The sequence below is a fragment of the Amycolatopsis roodepoortensis genome (assembly GCF_014873915.1).
GTDB lineage: Bacteria > Actinomycetota > Actinomycetes > Mycobacteriales > Pseudonocardiaceae > Amycolatopsis > Amycolatopsis roodepoortensis.
The window spans coordinates 2,798,626-2,815,800 of sequence record NZ_JADBEJ010000005.1; the positions used below are offsets into that span (position 1 = coordinate 2,798,626).

The following is a 17,175-nucleotide window of genomic DNA, read 5'->3' on the forward strand; positions in this document are numbered from 1 at the left end:
CTTACTTGGTGTTTTCTTGCAGGGCACTCCGACCGGCCGCAGCGTTAGCCGCATGTGGCCAGGAGATCGTGATCCGGCTGTGCTTCTTGTCGACGACACGCCCTGCAGGCATCAGGTCGTCAGCGGTGCCCGCCGGGTAGACGCGGAACTGGGGGCCGGGTCCATTGCGGTGATCCCGCTCCCAGATGCGGAGCTGCTCAGCCACGTCCTCGGCGAGCCGTTCCGCGTCGGGTCCGAAGGCGTGGACGCCGAACTCGACGGCAGACTCATTGACCGTGCTGCTGCGCGTCGTGACGTAGGCAAGATTGCCGCCGTCGACAACAGCCATCGCGGCTGAGTGGCTTCCGGGCGGGGAAATCAGGCCGCTGTCCAGCTTCTTGTCCAAGATCACGCGACAGAAACCGGACAGCGCCGTAGCGAGCCACATCTGGGTGCCGGCCCACGGCTCGAACCGGCCGATGCTGGCACCGCTCCAGACCTCCACCCGCGGCGTGTCCAGAACGCCCTCCAGCTCGGTGGGATCAACGGGGAAGTCATCGTCGAGGCGCAGGGTGACCTCGCCCCCGCGCATGACCAGCAGCTTGCTCTGGTGCGCCCCGGCACCGCGCATCGACACGAAACCGAACAGGCGCGCAGATCGGCTGACCAGGCACTCGTCTGCTTTCTCGAACGCGATCGTCCGCGACAGCCCCCTGACCTGCAAGGGAACCACGAGTAGTCCGGTCGGTGCGAGCTGTTCCACCCAGGCCGGCGGCACGTCCCACGTGTTGACGGTGACCAGGATCCGGTCGTACGGGGCCTGTTCAGTGACGCCAGCCTCGGCATCGGAGAATACGACGTTCACCTGCGAATACCCCGTCTCCCCGAGGAAGCGGCTGGCTCGATCGGTGATGTCCTGGTCAATATCGACCGTGGTGACGCGCCCCGCGGGACCGACGAGCTCGGCGATCAGTGCGGCGTTGTACCCGCCGGACCCAATCTCCAGGACCCGCATGCCTTCGGTTATCTCCGCCTGTTGCAGCATGTGTGCTTGCACCTGCGGCGCGGACACCGAGCTGACTGAGTTCCCGGACTCGTCGCGCTTGGTAACCACGCCGTTGTACAGCTGGTAGACCTCCTCCAGGTCCACACCAGGCGCGAACCGTTCGCGTGGAACCTTGCGCATCGCGGCCTCGACTTGCGCGGACACGATCGTGCCCTCGGCGATCAGGTCATCGACCATCTTTGTGCGCAGGTGGGCGACGCGCTCGGAACTGTCGGCCTCGTTGTTTCCCTCTACGGGCTTGACCATGTCGTTCAACTGACTTCCTTGTCGTGTGGCACTGCGGGTGGGTGGAGAAGGCGTCCTCGATCGTGTCGCCCCTGGTCGAACCAGTCGCCCGGACCCCGAGCTGATGGTCTGGGCAGTGGTTGGCGGGTCAAATGCCGGAGACGTTCGTGCAGGTCTGGCGGTACAAAGTCGTCGAGTCGTAGCCCAGCAGCCTGCACGCGGTGAGCTGCGTCGTCGAACCGAGCGCAGGGCCAGGACTGGACCGAGCAGAGCGGGCACGTGCGCTGCTCTTCCGGTGGCGGTAAGTGTCCGGCCAGGTCGTCGATCGCTCGGACGGCGCCGCCGAGCCGACTGTCGGCTGCGACGATCACGGCAACCACTTCGCGTATCCCGCCCACGTGTCACACCACCCCGTCTGGAGCGCCACTTGGGAGGACGAAGCCTCCTTGCCCAGACCAGAGAGGGCCTTCCTCGCGCGTCAGCAGGCCAGCCGCTTCCATGCTGGCGAGGTCACTCGCGAGCGCGCTTTCCAAGCGCTGTACGCGGTTCTGGACCTTCCACGAATCGGGTGCCTTGAATGTCATCGGTCGCTGTAGGTGAGCGGGCACGATCATGAGGCGTGGCGGCTCGTGTGGGCAGGTCGGATGATCCGGGTGGTCAGGATGTGTAAGGTTCAACAGTGCTCGAAGGGTGGGTTCAGCCTCGTTGCCGTAGGCCCACACCACCTTGCGGGGACCGAAGACGTCGAAGCCCGGTTCGCGCACGGCCCGCGCCGCGGTCACTCGGTCCGGCTCGGTGATGGTGAGCAGGTCGACGTAGCTCTTCCAGTAGTAGGCCGCAACCAAGACCACCGGATCGCGTCGCTCGCCGCAGACGTAGAAAGCGAATCCTTCGTCGACAACCTGTCGGAGCATGTCGTCAATCGCACTCGACCACTTTTTCTTCGTCGTCAGGCGGTTCATCGTGGATAGCAGGCTCATGGTCGCGGTCACCGTGGTCGTCGTTGGGCAGGCAACCGGCTGCGACGCGGTCGGGGGAGCCTCGTCGCAGCCGGTGCGTTCATGAGATCGTGACTAGGTACGACGGGGGCAGATGACATTCGATGACATCCGCGAAGGAGCGCGCGAGCGTGCCTCGACACGTCACGATCACCGGCACACGCTCGATCACTGCCCAGGCCGAGACGCAGTTGACCGGCCTGTTCGACGACTACCTCCGGCCGTTTGCCGACCCGAACGCCACCTTCTACCTCGGAGGTGCCGCCGGAATCGACACCTCCGCATTGGACTGGTTGGCCGAACACACACAGGCCGCCCTGACCGTCGTCGTACCGTGCACTGTGGCCGACCAACCAGCTGTCGCGGGCGAGGCCATCCATCGATGGCAACGAGGCGGCCGGCTTGCAGGCGTCGTCGAGCTGCGCGCTGAAAAGCTCGGCTCCTCGGCCTATCATGCCCGCAACCGCTGGATGGTCGACCGCAGCGGCTTCGTAATCGGTTTTCCGCAGGGCTCGGATTCGACGAGCGGCACTTGGTACACCGTGAACTACGCCGCCGACCAGGGTAAACCCCGGCTGGTCGTGCCAGTCTGACTTTCGAGAGATGGTGTACTGGGCGGCGTGACCACTGATCGGGATACCGGGGTGCGCCTGCTGCGGCAGCTGCGCGAGAGACGCGGCTGGTCCTGGACCGATCTCGCCCGAGGCTTGCGCGATACTGCGCGCCAACTCGCCGTCACCTCGCTGATGAACAGGCAGGTCGCGAGCATCCAGCGCACCGTCGCCAGGTGGGAGAGTCTCACTAGCCGAACCAGTCCCGGCGATCGCTACCAGTTTCTCCTGGCCCACCTCTATGCGCGAACCCCATCCGGAGACCTGGCGCTGGGTACCGGATCGGATTTCGCTGCGCTGCTCGACGCACTCCGCCATTTCGGAGCGCCACCCCAACGCATCCGACAGCTCGTTGAGCTGATCACTCAGAGCGCGGGAGGTGAGGGCCGAGACCTGTTGGCCGTGCTCTCGCCTACCACCCATTCGAGCGTCGCCGCTGTTGAGCGCGATCCATCTCGGCTCGATCCTGACCTGCTCAGCCAACTGCAGGATGCTGTTGCGGCCATCAATGGACAGGTCGGATCGACCCCGTTCGTCCGTCTTCAGCTCCAGCTTGCGCCGATCGTCGAGTCCTGCGGTCGGCTCCTGCAGTTCGACCACGTTGGTCCGTACGACGAACTGATGCTGCTGGCTACCGACACCTATGCTCTTGCCGCGCGACTGGCCTTCGAGACCCGCGACGACGAGATCGCCATGGCCCTGTACGCGGACGCCACTGAGGTCGCGGGACGGCTCAAGGACCGTAGCCACCGGGCGGCGGTACAGACGAGTCACACGATGGTGGCCTTGCATGCAACCAATAACGTGGACGCGGCGCTGAAGATTGCCCGTGCCGCGACCGCCGATGCGCACCGGGGCACCAGTTACGCCATTCGAGCCCGCGCACACGCCGTTCACGCCGAGATCTGTGCTCGGAGCGGCCAGGCCAGGGAAGCGACCGAGGCACTCGACCGAGCGTGGAAGACCGTCGATCAGCTGACCGTCGACGACCCTCACGGCGGATTCAACGTCGACCGCCTGAACGGCTTCGACGGACTCTGCGCTCTCCACATAGGCGACGCGGGCCGTGCCCACCAAAGCCTCGACCGCTCGCTCAGCGCGTTGAGGTTGTCGGGGGACTTGGTGCAACGAGGCATCGTGAACGCCGACCTGGCCCTCGCGCGACTGCGTCTCGGTGATCCCTTCGCCTGTGTCGATCTCTTGCACGAAGCCGTGGACATCACAGCGGCGACGGGCGGCCGGGTGCCCGCACAGCGGATCCGTCTGGCACGACGAGATCTGCGTCCATGGCGAGCCGAGAACTTCCTGGCCGAACTCGATGACCACATTCACGACACACTGATCGGGCGATGAACCGGAAGGGTTGGGTTCCTGGTCGGCGCGGTCTCGGAGCACGGACTTCACTGCGCAGATCCAGTCCCGGCTCACGAGTGGCAGCGCAGCATGCCGTTCGGGCGTGGAGATGATCTCGTTGGTCATCGTGTCGTCCGCTCCCGGCCATGGATCGGCACCACATGACCGTGAACGCACTCGTAGTACCCGCAGACGATCCAGTACCGGTGGCACTGGTGGCCGCCAACTGGGAAGGTCACCCTGGCCCGCGGGAGAACACCGGCGAGCCCAATAGTCGGACCTGCCGTGCTGGCCGGTCGGGGCACGGCCAGCACGGCAGGAGCTTGATTGGCTGCCGAACGAGCAATTGAACGCCGGCAGGGATGGTTGCGCTGTGTCTGCGTGTCCCTGATCGCGGTCACTATCACTCCCGGTTCGCTCGTTGGCGGAACGATCGACGTTCGCGGCCCTGTGTCGCGTGTTGTCGCTGGACGAGGACGCTAGGTGTGTTGGCGGGGTGGGACCGGGAGGATTTCTCTGGGGTCGTGGGCGACGGGGGTGGGAGGATGTACTCCATGCGAGGCATGACCGATGACCTGACGATCGGGGAACGCGTGGCGTTCTATCGGCAGCGGCGCGGGCTCACCCAGGCGGTTCTGGCAGGGCTGGTCGGCCGCAGCGAGGACTGGCTGCGCAAGGTGGAGCACGACGTGCTCCCGCTGGATCGGCTGTCGGTGTTGCGGCGTCTCGCGCATGCCTTGGACGTCGCGCTCGGCGATGTGATCGGCGAGCCGGTGCTGATGGCGGGGGCCGACGAATCGGGCCGACGGACGATACCGGCGCTGCGCGTGGCGCTGATGGACCATCGCCAGTTCCTCGCTGGCCCGCAGCCCGGTGAGCCACCTCGCCTGGACGCCCTTGCCGCGGAGCTCGCGACGCAGTGGGGCGACTACCAGAACTCCCGCTACGCCCGGCTCATCCAGCGGCTACCCCTGTTGATCACCGAGACCCAGACCGCGTGCCAGCACTACGGACACACCAGCGACGACGGGGTGCGCGCCCACACGTTGGCCGCCAGCGCCCACCAACTGGCTACGGCGTTCCTGACGAAACTCGGCGAGGCTGATCTCGCGTCGATCTCGGCCAGCCGCGGGCTGGCCGCAGCGCACGTCAGTGGCAGTGACCTGATGATCGGGTCGCTGTACCGGTCGGTGGCGCATGCCCTGCTGTCCATCGGCGAGTTCGAGCAAGCGGTCGCGCTCAGCCGCGCCGCCGCCGACCGGCTCGAACCCGGCCTCGGCACCGCCACACCGGAGTACCTGTCGGTGTACGGGATGCTGCACCTGGTTGGGGCGGTGGCTTCCTCCCGGCGCGACAACCGGGCGGACACCACGGCCTTCCTCGCCGAGGCCGACCAAGCGGCCACGCGGGTGGGGCACGACGCGAACCACCTGTGGACGGCGTTCGGGCCCACCAACGTCACGATCCACCGGATGACCACGGCGATGGAACTCGGCGACGTCCAGGTGGCCGTCCATCTCGGCCCCCGCGTGAACACCCACGGGCTGCCGGTGGAGCGCCAAGCCCGGCACGCCATCGAAACCGCCCGCGCCTACGTCCGATGGAACCGCACCGACGACGCGCTCGACGTGCTGCTAGCGGCCGAACAGGACGCGCCCGAACAGGTTCGCTACCACCGACTGTCGCGCATCCTCGTGCGAGAGATGATCAGACTGCCCCGACCAGCCACCCGCGCGGTCGAACTCGCCTACCGAATGGGCGTGCACGCCGCCGACTCACACCGCCCGTAAGGTCCACCGACATGCCGACCAACCAGCTTCCGCCCGACCTTCAAGCTGACGTCGAGACCCTGTGGGCCTATCACGACATGGGCCACCAACCGCGCCGCTGCGACGTCGGCATCGGGCTCGGCTCCCACGACCTCGGCGTCGCGATCCACACCGCCGATCTGTACCAGCAGGGCCTGGTCGACCGCATCGTGTTCACCGGCGCCAACGCGCCGACCACGATCGAGCGTTTCCCCCGCGGCGAAGCCGTCCACTACCGCGAACACGCCGTCAGCCTCGGCGTCCCCACCGAGGCGATCATGATCGAGACCGAGGCGACCAACACCAGCCAGAACATCACCCACAGCCGCCAGGTCCTCACCGACGCGGGCATACACCCCGCCTCGATCATGCTCATCTCCCGGCCCTACCAGCAGCGCCGCGCGTACGCGACCTGCCGCAAAGTGTGGCCCGAGGTCGAGGTGATCTGCTCATCACGGCCACTGCCACTCGACGAGTACATCGCCAGCATCGGCGACATCGACCGGGTCATCAACATGCTGGTCGGTGACACCCAACGCATCACTGAGTACGCCCGCCGGGGTTTCGCCATCCAGCAGGACGTACCCGATGAGGTGAACGCCGCCTACCAGCGACTCGTCGACGCCGGTTACACCAGCAGACTGATCTAGAGGCGGGTGCCATCCTCGGTGCGGCCCAACGCGGCGAGCCCCGCCTTCACCACGTCGACCGGGGCGACAGCCACCACGTCATCATCACCCGGCCCGGTCAGGTACACAACATGCCCGGCACGGGCCTGCCTGGTCAGCTCACCCACGACCTGCCCGACCGTCGCTTCGGCAGCCCCCTCAGGAGCCGGACCATCAATGTCAGAGAACAGCGGCATCCTGCCAGCGTAGTACCTCCGCGCGGGCTTCCTCATACAACGAGCCGCTCCGAGCGTTGTTCCCACGTGCGAGCAGACGGTAGAAGCCCCGCGTGAATCGCTCAGATTGATGGTTCAGGTGACCCGCCGTGCGGGCTGTGCTGGGCCGGAGGCGCTAGCGCCGAGTCAGCCGCCGCTACATCAAGCTCGCCGATCGAGGACGCGGTGCGGGGGCCTGTGGCTCGCCCCGGTTTCGTCAACATCAGGAACGTTACGACGAAGGACGGGTCCCCTTGCCGCCGTATGGGGGCAAGGGAACCCGTCCTTGTCTTGGCGTTCGCCCATATTCCGTTAACGGTGACAAAGACGGGTTTACCTTTTATCTATTGTCGCTGGTTCTTTAGATAGCTCCTCACAGCGGTAGCCGCTAAGGCGACAGCAAAGAAGGATATTAATCCGTATATGTAACTGTGGTGTGTCACCGCTTCGTAAGCAAAGTAGGCAGCCGCGACAGTGATTAACGTTGCAACAATGATTAATGCGTTTTTGCTTATCATTATGCCGTCCCTCGCGACAGCGGTGATCTCGTCGAGCCAGGCCTCGAGCTCGGGGCCTGTCCGTCACGCACGCTCACGATCTCGTCGAGGGCCGGATCGAGGGAGAGGTCAAGCCCATGCGCTCCACGGTAGGGCTCGACGGTCGTCCCGATGCCCATCGGAGTGAACAGCTCCGTCGAGCCCAGGCAGCAGCGGCGGAACCACGAGTCGTGGGCGAAGACCAGGTGGCGCATCGTCTGCACCGCCGACCACTCGTCGTTCACGCTGCGGCGCTCGATACCTGGCGTTCGCTCGATCGTGGCGGCCAGGCGGCATGGAGCTGACGTGATGCCTCGCGCAGATCGGCGGGGTCCTCGGAGCGGATCAGCACTCGCACCGGATGATCCCGGTCAAGCACTGCCTCGACGTACTCGGTGACTTCGACGCCGTTCACCACGAGGTTGGTGATGAGCCCGTCGGTCACGGCATCCTGCATGACGACGCCGATCAGGCGTGCCCCGGTCAGGTCGCACTCGCGGAACTCCGCACCGTACAGATCCTTGTCGATGTACCGCGTCATGCTCTGCATACTAGGTCCGAGCACCGACATTTCTGGCTGGCATCGCCGTTGCGTCTCGCTCCTGCCGGTCGTCGCCCGCTTTCCGGCTCGCGCACACCCGCGCCCAGCCCCCGTCGACCAGACCAACGGACAAGATCAACAAGTGGGGCCAAAACTCGTTCACCGAATCAACTGGCCGGAGTGCGAAGTGCGGCCAAAACTCGTTCCGAACTGGGGCGGAAACTCACCCCTGAAATCACCCGGGGGCATGACGGAGAAGAAGTTGTACAAGGTCTACGACGAGTCTGATGTCGAGGTGGTCTACCGCCGCGGTGACTGGCAGGACAGGGGCCAGATGCGCCGGTGGGTCGAACGCGAGGGCGAGCGGGACAACGAGCTCACCCTCGGGGGAGGTCCACCACCTCGGTGAAGACCTCTTGTGCCTGGAGGACGACGGTGTGGGCTTCGCCGACGAACCACGGCAGGCCTGTGGTCTGCTGCGCGAGCACAGCCGCCACGAACTCGCCACCTCGTAGCAACACGGGGTCGCCAGCTATGCCTCCACTGGTGTGATAGGGCCACGATCCCCTCTAGCGAGGTCGGCGCACCCATTGGGGGGTAGCCCGGACCTGGCGCCCTGTGAAATACCGGGTGTTGGGATGTTAAGGCCTCCGGGTTTCAGCCCCGTGTGACCCGAGCGGCCTCCATTCTTTGGTCGTGGCCTGCGGCGGTGTTGTTGGCTTCGGCGACGACCCAGGCAGCGACGTCGTGCAGCTTTATGTTGGCGTGCTGGGACGCCTCGACCAGCATCGTGGACGCTTGCGCGTCCGTGCGGTGGTGGCGGTGCATGAGGATGCCCTTGGCCGTGGCGATCACGTCGCGGGTCCCGAGCGCGGTGCGTAGCTGGGCCTGTTCCTGGGAGCCGATCAGGGCGACGGCGGCGTGAGCGGCGAACAGTTCACCGATGTGCTCGGCATCGGCATCGAACGCGTCGCGCTGTGAGGAGTACAGGTTCAGCGCGCCCAGGGTGGTGCTGGTGGCGAACAATCGGAACCCCAGCACGGACGCCACACCGAGGCTGGCCGCGGTGTCGGCGAACTTGGGCCAGCGGGAGTCGTCGGCGAGGTTGCCGGTGCGGTAGGTGTGGTGCTCGGCGATGGCGTCCACGCATGGGCCTTCGCCCAGCTCATGCTGCAGCTCGTCCAAGCGGGCCACGAGATCGTCAGACGGCGCGACGGTGCGCAGCTGCCCGGCCTCCAGCAGCGACACCCCGGCGTACTCCGCGCCAGGGATCGTTGCCACCGCGGCAGTCACGATCCCTTTCATGGTCTGGTGCAGATCCGGTTCCGCGGTCAGTGACCGGGCCACCTCGCTGAGAGCGTGCGCTACCTGCCCCAGCGCCTCACTGTTGGCAGCCTGCCGGGATGATCGTTCATCGCCCACCTGCCCCATTCTGTCCGGATATAGACGTCACGGCCAGATGCGGTATTCGACAGCGGTGGCGGCAGACCCGAATGCATCGCACTGGTCGGCCGTCGCGCGGTACCTCGCCGATGTCGGCTCGTCTCCCCGATGGCGTTGTGGATGACGTCGGCGAGGGGTGCAGGTGCAGAGCTTGCTGGGAAGCCTTGACCAGGTCCGGGACGGTGGCGTTGTCATTGATTGGCAGCCCTCGTTCGTGCAGGACGACCTTCGCGGTCGCTTCGACAAGTTGCTTCGCTGTGCCGATCGCCCCGGCGGGGTCCTCGTGCAAGGCGCGGTGAGTCCATTCACTTTTTGGCAGTCCTGCCGAAGTATCTGTTCGGCCAGAAAGGTCAGCGGTTCGGAGCATAGGCGAGCACGCAAGGGGAACTCTTCTCGAATGCGTCGCGGCCGAAAGTGACGTGTGCAATCGAAGCCGTGAGAAGGAGTGCAATGTTCTATCATGTTCAGACCTTGCAGTTCGAGGCCAAACCGGATGGCCCTGACCCTGCCTTCGCGAAACGTCTGCAGGAGATCCTCGGGGGAAAATGGGGTGAGCTGACCGTCGCGCTGCAGTATCTGCAGCAGGGCTGGAACTGCCGGATGCCGGGCAAGTACAAGGACATGCTGCTGGGCATCGGTACCGAGGAGCTGGCCCACGTCGAGATGATCTGCACAATGATCGCGCGGCTGAACGAGGGTGCGCCGATGTCGGTGCAGGAGGCGGCCGTGTCGGACAATCCGATGACCGCGGCCATCTACGGCGGGTCCAACCCGCAGCATCTCATCAACAACGGCGGCGGGGGCTACTACCAGGACAGCAGCGGGGTGCCGTGGCTGGGCGCGTACACCACGTCCTCCGGCAACCTGATGGCCGATTTCCACCTCAATGCGACGGCGGAGATGCAGGGCAGGTTGCAGGTGTCACGGCTGTACAACATGACCGACGATCCCGGCGTCAAGGCGATGCTGCGGTTCAACCTCGCCCGCGACCACATGCACCAGCAGCAGTGGCTGGCGGCGATCGAGGAACTCAAGGCGGACGGATTGGAGGGCCTGCCGGTGCCCGAGGCGTTCCCGAACGAGTCCGAGCAGAACCTCGACTTCGTCAGCCAGTACATGAACTGCAGCGATGGCGCCGAAGCCGGTGCGGGCAGGTGGGCTTCGGGGGAGATGCCCGATGGCAGCGGGCGCAACTTCAGCTACACGGACAATCCGGAGCCGCACGGCGACCGGCCGGTGCTGCCTCCCGGTGACCCGCGGCTGTACGGCACCCCGCCGCCGTCGGCCGCCTCGATGAACCCTGCCACCGGGACTACCGACACTCAGGAGTGATTGTCGTCGGGGGATGCCTGGTTCCTACCAGGCTTCCCCCACGGGGGTCGGAGCCGAATACGCCGGAAAGGGGGGCGGCGGGCGAGCGTGGGTGTTCGTCAGGAGGCCGCAGCCGGTTGGCGCCGGCGTCGAGTGTGGGCGCGGCCGGTCGTGGTGTACCAGGTGATGGCGACGGTGGCGGCGAGGGCGATCTCGACCAGGTCGCCGCCGTAATACATCAGTTGGGCGGCGGTGTGCAGGTCGTCGGTGGTGACGGCGGTTGCGGGCGGGGGTGTGGCGTAGAGGGTTTTGGCGAGGATGGCATGGGCTGCTCCGGCGGCCAGCAGCGTGGTCGCGCGCCAGGCGAGGTTCCAGCGGTGGCGCAGCGGGTCGAGTTGGCAGACGGCGAAGGTGAATAGCAGCCCGGCGATCAGGACGTGGGCGTGGACCGCCGCGTGTACGAGCGGCTGGTGTTGGGTTGCGGCGTACAGCGGGGTGCGGTAGAGCAGCCACAGGACGCCGATGTCCAGCAGCGCGGCCAGTGGCGGGAAGACCAGCCAGGCCGCGGGCCGGGAGTGCGCCATCGTCAGCAGGGCGCGCCGCGCTCGGCCGGGGGGAAGGACGCGCAGGGTGAGGGTGAGCGGGCGGGACAGGACCAGCAGCAGTGGCGCAATCATCGCGGTGATCAGGTGCTGGGTCATGTGCCCGGTGAACGGTTCACCCGGAAGCGGGATCAGCACGGCGCAGACCAGCGCGCTACCGCCCGCGAGGAAGAAGACGTCCCGTCGCCTGGGCCACATATCGCCGCGACGGCGCAGGCGGGTGGCAGCCAGCAGGTAGCCGAGCACCGCCGCGCAGGCGGTCGCGGCGATGACCAGTTCAATCGCTGCGATGCCGAGATGAGCTGGCGCGTGCTGAATGTGTGTGGCAGTCACGCGCCCGCCGCATCGGCTGGAGTGCGTCGGCGGGCGCGCACGGCCAAGGCGACGCCGATGGCCAGCAGCACCAGCCCGGCGGCGTTCCAGGCCAGGTCGTAGGGCAGGATGGTGTCGACGCCGTAGCGGACCTGGTGGATGCGCAGCACCTTGTGATCGACGATGCCGTCGAAGAGTTGGAAGCCGCCCAGGCCGAGAAACAACCCCGCCCAGGCGTGGGTCGGCGCCAGAGCGCGGCGGCGGCGCAGGTCGGCGTACAGGACGAAGCCGGCCACCAGGCCCAGCAACTCGGCGGTGTGCAGCAGGCCGTCCGAAAGCAGGCCGACCGCCGGAGTGGAGCGGTCGAAGAAGTGGTGCCAGGCCAGGATTTGGTGAAAGACGATCTCGTCGACCGCGGCCATCACCGCCGCACCGAGCAGCGCACACACCGCCATCGACCGCCCGGGCATGGAGTGGGTTTCGGAGGGGCCGGGTCGAACTGGTCCGGTCATGGTCAGTGTCAACCCTCGGTTGTGTCGGTATCTCGTGTCGGCAGGGTCCGCCGGTGCAGCGACGCTGTCGTGCGTCGCCTTGTGCGGCTATCGACTGTAGGCGTGGTCGCGGGGCAGCGGGTCCACATCGGACCGGCGGCCGGGGCGCATTGAGGCGTGACTCTGACCGGGGCCGGGTCCGGAACGAGCGGCCAGGACATCGGCCACGATGCCGGTGGCGAAGGCATATACGGTCTTGTGCACTAGGTCCACCACCAGTTCCTGCCGGGGCCACGAGGGTGGTGGGGCACCGACGCCGGTGGCGTTCTCCAGAATCTGGTCATTGGTCAGCCGGACCACAGCGAACTTCGCCGAGGACCACGGACCGCGCAGCCCGGCATGCGCCATGACCGAACGTAGTACGCCGAGCAGTACACCCTGGCCGACGTGCATCGCCCAGTTCACCGGCACAGGTTGTCGTCGCGGTCGTTCCCTCATCCCGGTCAGGCGTTGCAGAACTCGTGCCGGAACGTGGGAATCGGGGCGTCCGGTCAGGCGTTGCTCCACCTTCTCGCCCAGCGTCATCACCACCACCCCGGCCGCGCCGGCAACCAGGCCCTGCCACAGCGCTCGTTTCATCACACCCGAGTACCCCGGCCCACCGGTCCCAATCGTGTGGGCCCAGCAGGAGCGGGTCAGCGTGAACCGCGGATAGGTCGTGCGACCGAATCGATGTCAACCCGACACGAACCGCTGTCCCCGCTGCAAACCCGCGCCGATCAGCCCCAGTGTGGTCCCTTCCCGACGTATTCGGTTCCCACCCGCTGCGCACGGGTGCTCCAACTCGGTGACCAGGTACTGATCGCTCCGCCGACGTTTACTCGTGCTGGGGTAAGCCGGTTTGGCGTGTGCTGGCGCGGGTACGGATATTGCATGACAGCCACCATTGCGCCGCCCAGCATCATCACGTATCTCATCGGCCAGCAGCGGCAGGTTTCCCTGTTGTTCAGCCAACTCGAGAAGCTGCGCAACGCTCCGAGTGAGCAGGCCCGGGGCCTGGTGCAGCAGGCTGTGATTGGGCTGATGAAGAACTCCGTCGTCGAGGAGATCCACCTCTTTCCCTTCGTCCGTGACCGGTTGCCCGGCGGCGACGAGATCGCGGACCGGGAGATCGCGGCGCTGGCAGAAGCGGAGCAGACGATGAAGGAGCTCGAAGGCCTGGATCCGGACGACCCTCACTTCTGGCCCACAATCCATACTCTGATGGGGCAGGTGAAGGCCGTGGTACACGAGCAAGAGTTCATGCTGTTCCCACTGATGCAGAAAACGTGCTCGAACGACGAGCTGGTCACCCTTGGCGTTCGCGCTCAGGAATCGGCGCAGATGTCGCCTACCCGGCCCCACCCGAACAGTCCGAAGGAGGGTGCTGCGCTGCAAATGCTGGCCCCCGGTGTCGGCCTGGTGGATCGTATCCGCGATGTGATCACTGGCCGTGGACATTGACCACGACATCAAGGGTCTCGACACAGCAGAGCAGGCGTGAGCGCGCGCTCTCGGGATTCGGCTTGTTCGTCGTCAACGATGAAATCGCCGGCCCACTGCTTCGCGTCACTGGACCAGCGAAAGCCTACCCCTGGCAAACCCACGCGCGCGGTCTCGTTGGGCACGTCGTACTCGGCGTCGCGATCCATCTCGTGCTGGACGCCCTGTCATCGACCGACACGGGTGCTATCAATTCAACTGATGCGGCATGACGCGAAGCCCGCGGCGTCGTTAGCGACGATGACGGCTATCGCAGGCATATGCCTCCCTGGCACCGGTGCTCAGGACCCACTGCAGGATCCACTCGAGTGACTGGGAGTTCGGGCTGTGGACGCGTGCAGACCGAGCCGCGGAAGCGTAGCCACGATTGCTCTGACCCTCGGACTGACGCGTAGGCACCACTGCGATCTCGCTCCCGGCTTTCCGCATGAGATCAGCGCTTGCTATATCGCCGCTTGTCACATTGACGACGCCGTTTGCCCTACCCGGGCGGGGGTAGCCGTTCAGGCCAGACGGCATGGAGACCGACGAGCATCACCACTGGCGATCCAAGAGCTGCGGTCTGCTATCGCAATCGTCAATTACGGAGCGAACCTGACACAGGCGAGTTGCCAACGCCAACGGTCAGCAACGCTGACCGCTCCGAGCCCCCGGAATCGGTATGGTCAGTGTCCCGATACCGGGGAGCGGCATGGGCCACGTCCCCTCCAGAGCGGCTCTGGAAGGACGTGGCCCATGTTGTTGTCTGTGTTGACAGTGGTCCACCCGGCGCTCCTCGTTCCCCTGAGTGCTGCCGCTTCGATCGGGGCCACGGTGCTTCTCGTGCAAGGCGGGCGCGTACACGGAGCGGGTGAAGCCGAGACCTGGGTACTGCGGGTGTAAGAGCAGCGGCGCCGGGTACTCCTGTGCCGCCATTAGTGGATGTGAGTTGCCAGTGACGCGAGCGAGGGCAGTTGAACCCGTGACGCAGACATCGAGGAGCACCTACTCACCGGCGCCGATGCCGCATGCGCCGCGTCGTGCCGAGCCGCCTGGGCAGGTGCTGTTGCGGTTGATCAGGACGACCGATCACAAGCAGATCGGCATCCTCTACCTGGTGACCTCGTTCGGGTTCTTCCTGATCGGCGGTCTCATGGCTCTGCTGATGCGTACCGAACTGGGTTACCCAGGGCTGCAGTTCCTCTCTCCAGAGCAGTACAACCAGCTGTTCACCATGCACGGCACCATCATGATGCTGTTGTACGCGACGCCGAACGTGTTCGGCTTCGCCAACTTCCTTGTGCCGTTGCAGATCGGCTCGCCGGACGTCGCGTTCCCGAGACTGAACGCACTCTCCTACTGGCTGTACCTGTTCGGAGCGCTCATCACCATCGGCGGCTTCCTCACGCCTGGTGGTGCCGCCGACTTCGGCTGGTTCGCCTACACACCCCTGTCCACTGCGGCGTACAGCCCGGGAGTGGGCGGGGATCTGTGGGCGGTGGGTCTGATCATCACCGGCCTCGGCACGATCCTGGGTGCGGTCAACATGATCACCACGATCGCCTGTCTGCGCGCGCCCGGCATGTTGATGTGGCGGATGCCGATCTTCACCTGGAACATCCTGTTCACCAGCGTGCTGGTACTCGCGGCGTTCCCGATCCTTACGGCGGCGCTGTTCGGGCTGCTGGCAGACCGTCACCTCGGCGCACACGTGTTCGACCCGGCCAACGGTGGCGCGATCCTGTGGCAGCACCTGTTCTGGTTCTTCGGTCACCCCGAGGTCTACATCGTGGCCCTGCCGTACTTCGGCATCATCAGCGAGATCGTGCCGGTGTTCAGCCGAAAACCACTGTTCGGCTACAAGTTGATGGTCTGGGCGACGGTCGCCATCACCGGCCTGTCACTCGCCGTATGGGCGCATCATATGTACGCGACAGGCGCTGTGCTGCTGCCGTTCTTTGCGTTCCTGTCATTCCTGATCGCGGTGCCGACCGGGATCAAGTTCTTCAACTGGATCGGCACTATGTGGAAGGGGCAGCTGACTTTCGAGTCACCGATGCTGTGGTCGATCGGGTTCATGGTGACGTTCCTGTTCGGCGGGCTCTCCGGCGTGCTGCTCGCGGCGCCGGGAGTCGACTTCCACGTCACCGACAGCTACTTCGTGGTCGCGCACTTCCACTACGTCCTGTTCGGCACCATCGTGTTCGCGACGTTCGCCGGGATCTACTTCTGGTTTCCCAAGATCACCGGTCGGATGATGGACGAGCCACTGGCCAGGCTGCACTTCTGGACCACGTTCATCGGCTTTCACACGACGTTTCTCGTGCAGCACTGGCTCGGGGCGGAGGGAATGCCCCGCCGTTACGCCGAGTACCTTGCGAGCGACGGCTTCACCGGGTTGCACATGGTGTCCACCATCGGGTCCTACATCTTGGGTGCCTCCGTGCTGCCGTTCATCTGGAACGTCGTCCGCAGCTGGCGCTTCGGCGAACCCACCGACCTGGACGACCCCTGGGGGTACGGCAACTCGCTCGAATGGGCGACGACGTCTCCACCCCCGCGGCACAACTTCTACGACCTGCCCCGAATCCGCTCCGAACGACCAGCCTTCGAACTGCACTACCCCCACTTCGTCGAAAAGTTCCGAAACGAAAGCCACCGCACCCCCGTCAAACAGCGCCCCCAGCCCGCCGCACCCGAAGAACTCGGGGCCGCGCTCACCCAGCCTGACGAACAGGGACCAAGCAGCGACCCGCGCGGCAAGTAGCGGATATGCGCCCTGTCAACGCCGGTCGAAATCTGACCCCCTGGTTCGGCTTGGGTTCCAGTACTTGTCGCAACACTCCTGGTAGAAGAGGGCGTACTGATGACGAGGCGTGGAGCGAAGCGGCGGTTGGATCTTGAGTCGCGGTACTGGCAGTTGGTTCTGGCGGGTGTAGGGACGGTGGAGGCGTGCCAGATCGCGGGATTGGCCGTAAAACCGGCTACCGCTGGCGGGCGGAGAACGGCGAGCTTCCACCCGCATTGGTTGCCGAGGAGACCCGGTCGAGCCGGTATCTGTCTCGGGTGGAGCGGCAGCGGATCGCCACTCTTCGACGAACCGGTCAATGGCGCGGGGTGCTAACCGAGTGTTAGGGAAGCCCCGAGGGAAGAGCTGAATCGCGATGACCACTGGACCTGAGCACGACTCCTCTCGACCAGACAGGCCGGACCCGATCAGGAAAAGCCCATCCGGCGAGCACAACGATGACGAGCAGCCCGAGCCTGAGGCCGATCACGACCAGAGTAATGAGTTGGATACGCGCGTCGCCTCAAGTGGTATGCGCCCCTACGGCGGCGATCCAGATCCCGAGAGGGAGAAAGGCACCTTGCCGGGGAAGTGGCACGACCACCAGATCAACAAGCAGAAAGATCGGTAGTCTGCTGCCCAGTGAATGCCCCATGCTGAGTGAGCATCAACCGCATGTGGAGTTACGGGTGACGAGGCAACTGGAG

15 protein-coding genes and 1 pseudogene are annotated in these 17,175 nt (G+C 65.6%); 8 read left to right on the top strand and 8 right to left on the bottom strand.

Annotation, left to right across the window (positions count from 1 at the left end; genetic code table 11):
- Position 1: 1 nt before the first annotated feature.
- Both fxlM and H4W30_RS32530 read right to left on the bottom strand, forming a co-directional pair.
- Complete coding sequence (gene fxlM, locus H4W30_RS32525) at positions 2 to 1,291, bottom strand: methyltransferase, FxLD system (protein WP_043828846.1); 1,290 nt, start codon at positions 1,289 to 1,291, stop codon at positions 2 to 4.
- 380 nt (positions 1,292 to 1,671) lie between these two features.
- Complete coding sequence (locus H4W30_RS32530; RefSeq protein WP_112285791.1) at positions 1,672 to 2,262, bottom strand: hypothetical protein; 591 nt, start codon at positions 2,260 to 2,262, stop codon at positions 1,672 to 1,674.
- A 110-nt stretch (positions 2,263 to 2,372) separates the two neighbouring features.
- Between H4W30_RS32530 and H4W30_RS32535 the strand changes: the two genes are divergently transcribed.
- The 4 genes from H4W30_RS32535 (at position 2,373) to H4W30_RS32550 (ending at position 6,690) form a co-directional block, all read left to right on the top strand.
- Positions 2,373 to 2,861 (top strand): LOG family protein, encoded by a 489-nt coding sequence (locus tag H4W30_RS32535; protein ID WP_051171775.1) that lies wholly within the window; start codon positions 2,373 to 2,375, stop codon positions 2,859 to 2,861.
- 27 nt (positions 2,862 to 2,888) lie between these two features.
- A complete protein-coding gene (locus H4W30_RS32540; RefSeq protein ID WP_081684720.1) occupies positions 2,889 to 4,232 on the top strand; it encodes a hypothetical protein in 1,344 nt (447 codons plus the stop codon).
- A 563-nt stretch (positions 4,233 to 4,795) separates the two neighbouring features.
- Positions 4,796 to 6,022 carry a helix-turn-helix domain-containing protein gene (locus H4W30_RS32545; protein ID WP_043828849.1) on the top strand — a complete coding sequence of 409 codons (1,227 nt, stop codon included), beginning with the start codon at positions 4,796 to 4,798 and terminating at the stop codon, positions 6,020 to 6,022.
- Between the two features lie 11 nt (positions 6,023 to 6,033).
- Positions 6,034 to 6,690 carry a YdcF family protein gene (locus tag H4W30_RS32550; RefSeq protein WP_043828850.1) on the top strand — a complete coding sequence of 219 codons (657 nt, stop codon included), beginning with the start codon at positions 6,034 to 6,036 and terminating at the stop codon, positions 6,688 to 6,690.
- Here the strand turns inward: H4W30_RS32550 and H4W30_RS32555 are convergent.
- The 3 genes from H4W30_RS32555 to H4W30_RS32565 all read right to left on the bottom strand — a co-directional run bounded on the left by H4W30_RS32555 (position 6,687) and on the right by H4W30_RS32565 (position 9,422).
- Complete coding sequence (locus H4W30_RS32555) at positions 6,687 to 6,905, bottom strand: hypothetical protein (protein ID WP_072029921.1); 219 nt, start codon at positions 6,903 to 6,905, stop codon at positions 6,687 to 6,689. The two genes, H4W30_RS32550 and H4W30_RS32555, sit on opposite strands and share 4 nt — an antisense overlap.
- Positions 6,906 to 7,700: 795 nt before the next feature.
- The gene (locus tag H4W30_RS43920) at positions 7,701 to 8,000 is read right to left on the bottom strand and encodes a pentapeptide repeat-containing protein (RefSeq protein ID WP_197684729.1); all 300 of its coding nucleotides are present in this window, start codon (positions 7,998 to 8,000) and stop codon (positions 7,701 to 7,703) included.
- A gap of 657 nt (positions 8,001 to 8,657) precedes the next feature.
- Positions 8,658 to 9,422 carry a GAF and ANTAR domain-containing protein gene (locus tag H4W30_RS32565; RefSeq protein ID WP_318780706.1) on the bottom strand — a complete coding sequence of 255 codons (765 nt, stop codon included), beginning with the start codon at positions 9,420 to 9,422 and terminating at the stop codon, positions 8,658 to 8,660.
- A 471-nt stretch (positions 9,423 to 9,893) separates the two neighbouring features.
- On the opposite strand from H4W30_RS32565, the gene H4W30_RS32570 reads away from it, so the two are divergent.
- Positions 9,894 to 10,775 (top strand): manganese catalase family protein, encoded by an 882-nt coding sequence (locus H4W30_RS32570; protein ID WP_051172177.1) that lies wholly within the window; start codon positions 9,894 to 9,896, stop codon positions 10,773 to 10,775.
- Between the two features lie 98 nt (positions 10,776 to 10,873).
- On the opposite strand, the gene H4W30_RS32575 is transcribed toward H4W30_RS32570, so the two are convergent.
- The 3 genes from H4W30_RS32575 to H4W30_RS32585 form a co-directional block, all read right to left on the bottom strand.
- On the bottom strand, positions 10,874 to 11,689 hold the full coding sequence (locus H4W30_RS32575; protein WP_197684728.1) for a cytochrome c oxidase assembly protein: 816 nt from the start codon (positions 11,687 to 11,689) through the stop codon (positions 10,874 to 10,876).
- Positions 11,686 to 12,180 (bottom strand): DUF2243 domain-containing protein, encoded by a 495-nt coding sequence (locus tag H4W30_RS32580; RefSeq protein ID WP_043832417.1) that lies wholly within the window; start codon positions 12,178 to 12,180, stop codon positions 11,686 to 11,688. The genes H4W30_RS32575 and H4W30_RS32580 overlap by 4 nt, the downstream gene beginning before the upstream one ends.
- 87 nt (positions 12,181 to 12,267) lie before the next feature.
- Positions 12,268 to 12,798, bottom strand: coding sequence for a hypothetical protein (locus H4W30_RS32585; RefSeq protein ID WP_197684727.1), 531 nt, complete (start codon positions 12,796 to 12,798; stop codon positions 12,268 to 12,270).
- Positions 12,799 to 13,092: 294 nt separating this feature from the next.
- On the opposite strand from H4W30_RS32585, the gene H4W30_RS32590 reads away from it, so the two are divergent.
- The 3 genes and pseudogenes from H4W30_RS32590 to H4W30_RS44860 all read left to right on the top strand — a co-directional run.
- The gene (locus tag H4W30_RS32590) at positions 13,093 to 13,662 is read left to right on the top strand and encodes a hypothetical protein (protein ID WP_043832421.1); all 570 of its coding nucleotides are present in this window, start codon (positions 13,093 to 13,095) and stop codon (positions 13,660 to 13,662) included.
- A gap of 1,039 nt (positions 13,663 to 14,701) precedes the next feature.
- Entirely contained in the window at positions 14,702 to 16,447 is a 1,746-nt protein-coding gene (gene ctaD / locus H4W30_RS32595; protein ID WP_043832423.1) for an aa3-type cytochrome oxidase subunit I, read from the top strand.
- A gap of 99 nt (positions 16,448 to 16,546) precedes the next feature.
- Positions 16,547 to 16,776: pseudogene (locus tag H4W30_RS44860) on the top strand (IS30 family transposase); the annotation flags it as partial.
- Positions 16,777 to 17,175: the final 399 nt, after the last annotated feature.

What these genes read in the sequence shown, in the direction of transcription:
- H4W30_RS32555 (WP_072029921.1), bottom strand. Translation starts at nt 6,905, where the DNA reads ATGCCGCTGTTCTCTGACATTGATGGTCCGGCTCCTGAGGGGGCTGCC.
- H4W30_RS32580 (WP_043832417.1), bottom strand. Translation starts at nt 12,180, where the DNA reads ATGACCGGACCAGTTCGACCCGGCCCCTCCGAAACCCACTCCATGCCC.
- H4W30_RS32545 (WP_043828849.1), top strand. Translation starts at nt 4,796, where the DNA reads ATGACCGATGACCTGACGATCGGGGAACGCGTGGCGTTCTATCGGCAG.
- ctaD (WP_043832423.1), top strand. Translation starts at nt 14,702, where the DNA reads ATGCCGCATGCGCCGCGTCGTGCCGAGCCGCCTGGGCAGGTGCTGTTG.
- H4W30_RS32590 (WP_043832421.1), top strand. Translation starts at nt 13,093, where the DNA reads ATGACAGCCACCATTGCGCCGCCCAGCATCATCACGTATCTCATCGGC.
- H4W30_RS32535 (WP_051171775.1), top strand. Translation starts at nt 2,373, where the DNA reads ATGACATCCGCGAAGGAGCGCGCGAGCGTGCCTCGACACGTCACGATC.
- fxlM (WP_043828846.1), bottom strand. Translation starts at nt 1,291, where the DNA reads ATGGTCAAGCCCGTAGAGGGAAACAACGAGGCCGACAGTTCCGAGCGC.
- H4W30_RS32550 (WP_043828850.1), top strand. Translation starts at nt 6,034, where the DNA reads ATGCCGACCAACCAGCTTCCGCCCGACCTTCAAGCTGACGTCGAGACC.
- H4W30_RS32570 (WP_051172177.1), top strand. Translation starts at nt 9,894, where the DNA reads ATGTTCTATCATGTTCAGACCTTGCAGTTCGAGGCCAAACCGGATGGC.
- H4W30_RS43920 (WP_197684729.1), bottom strand. Translation starts at nt 8,000, where the DNA reads ATGACGCGGTACATCGACAAGGATCTGTACGGTGCGGAGTTCCGCGAG.
- H4W30_RS32585 (WP_197684727.1), bottom strand. Translation starts at nt 12,798, where the DNA reads ATGAAACGAGCGCTGTGGCAGGGCCTGGTTGCCGGCGCGGCCGGGGTG.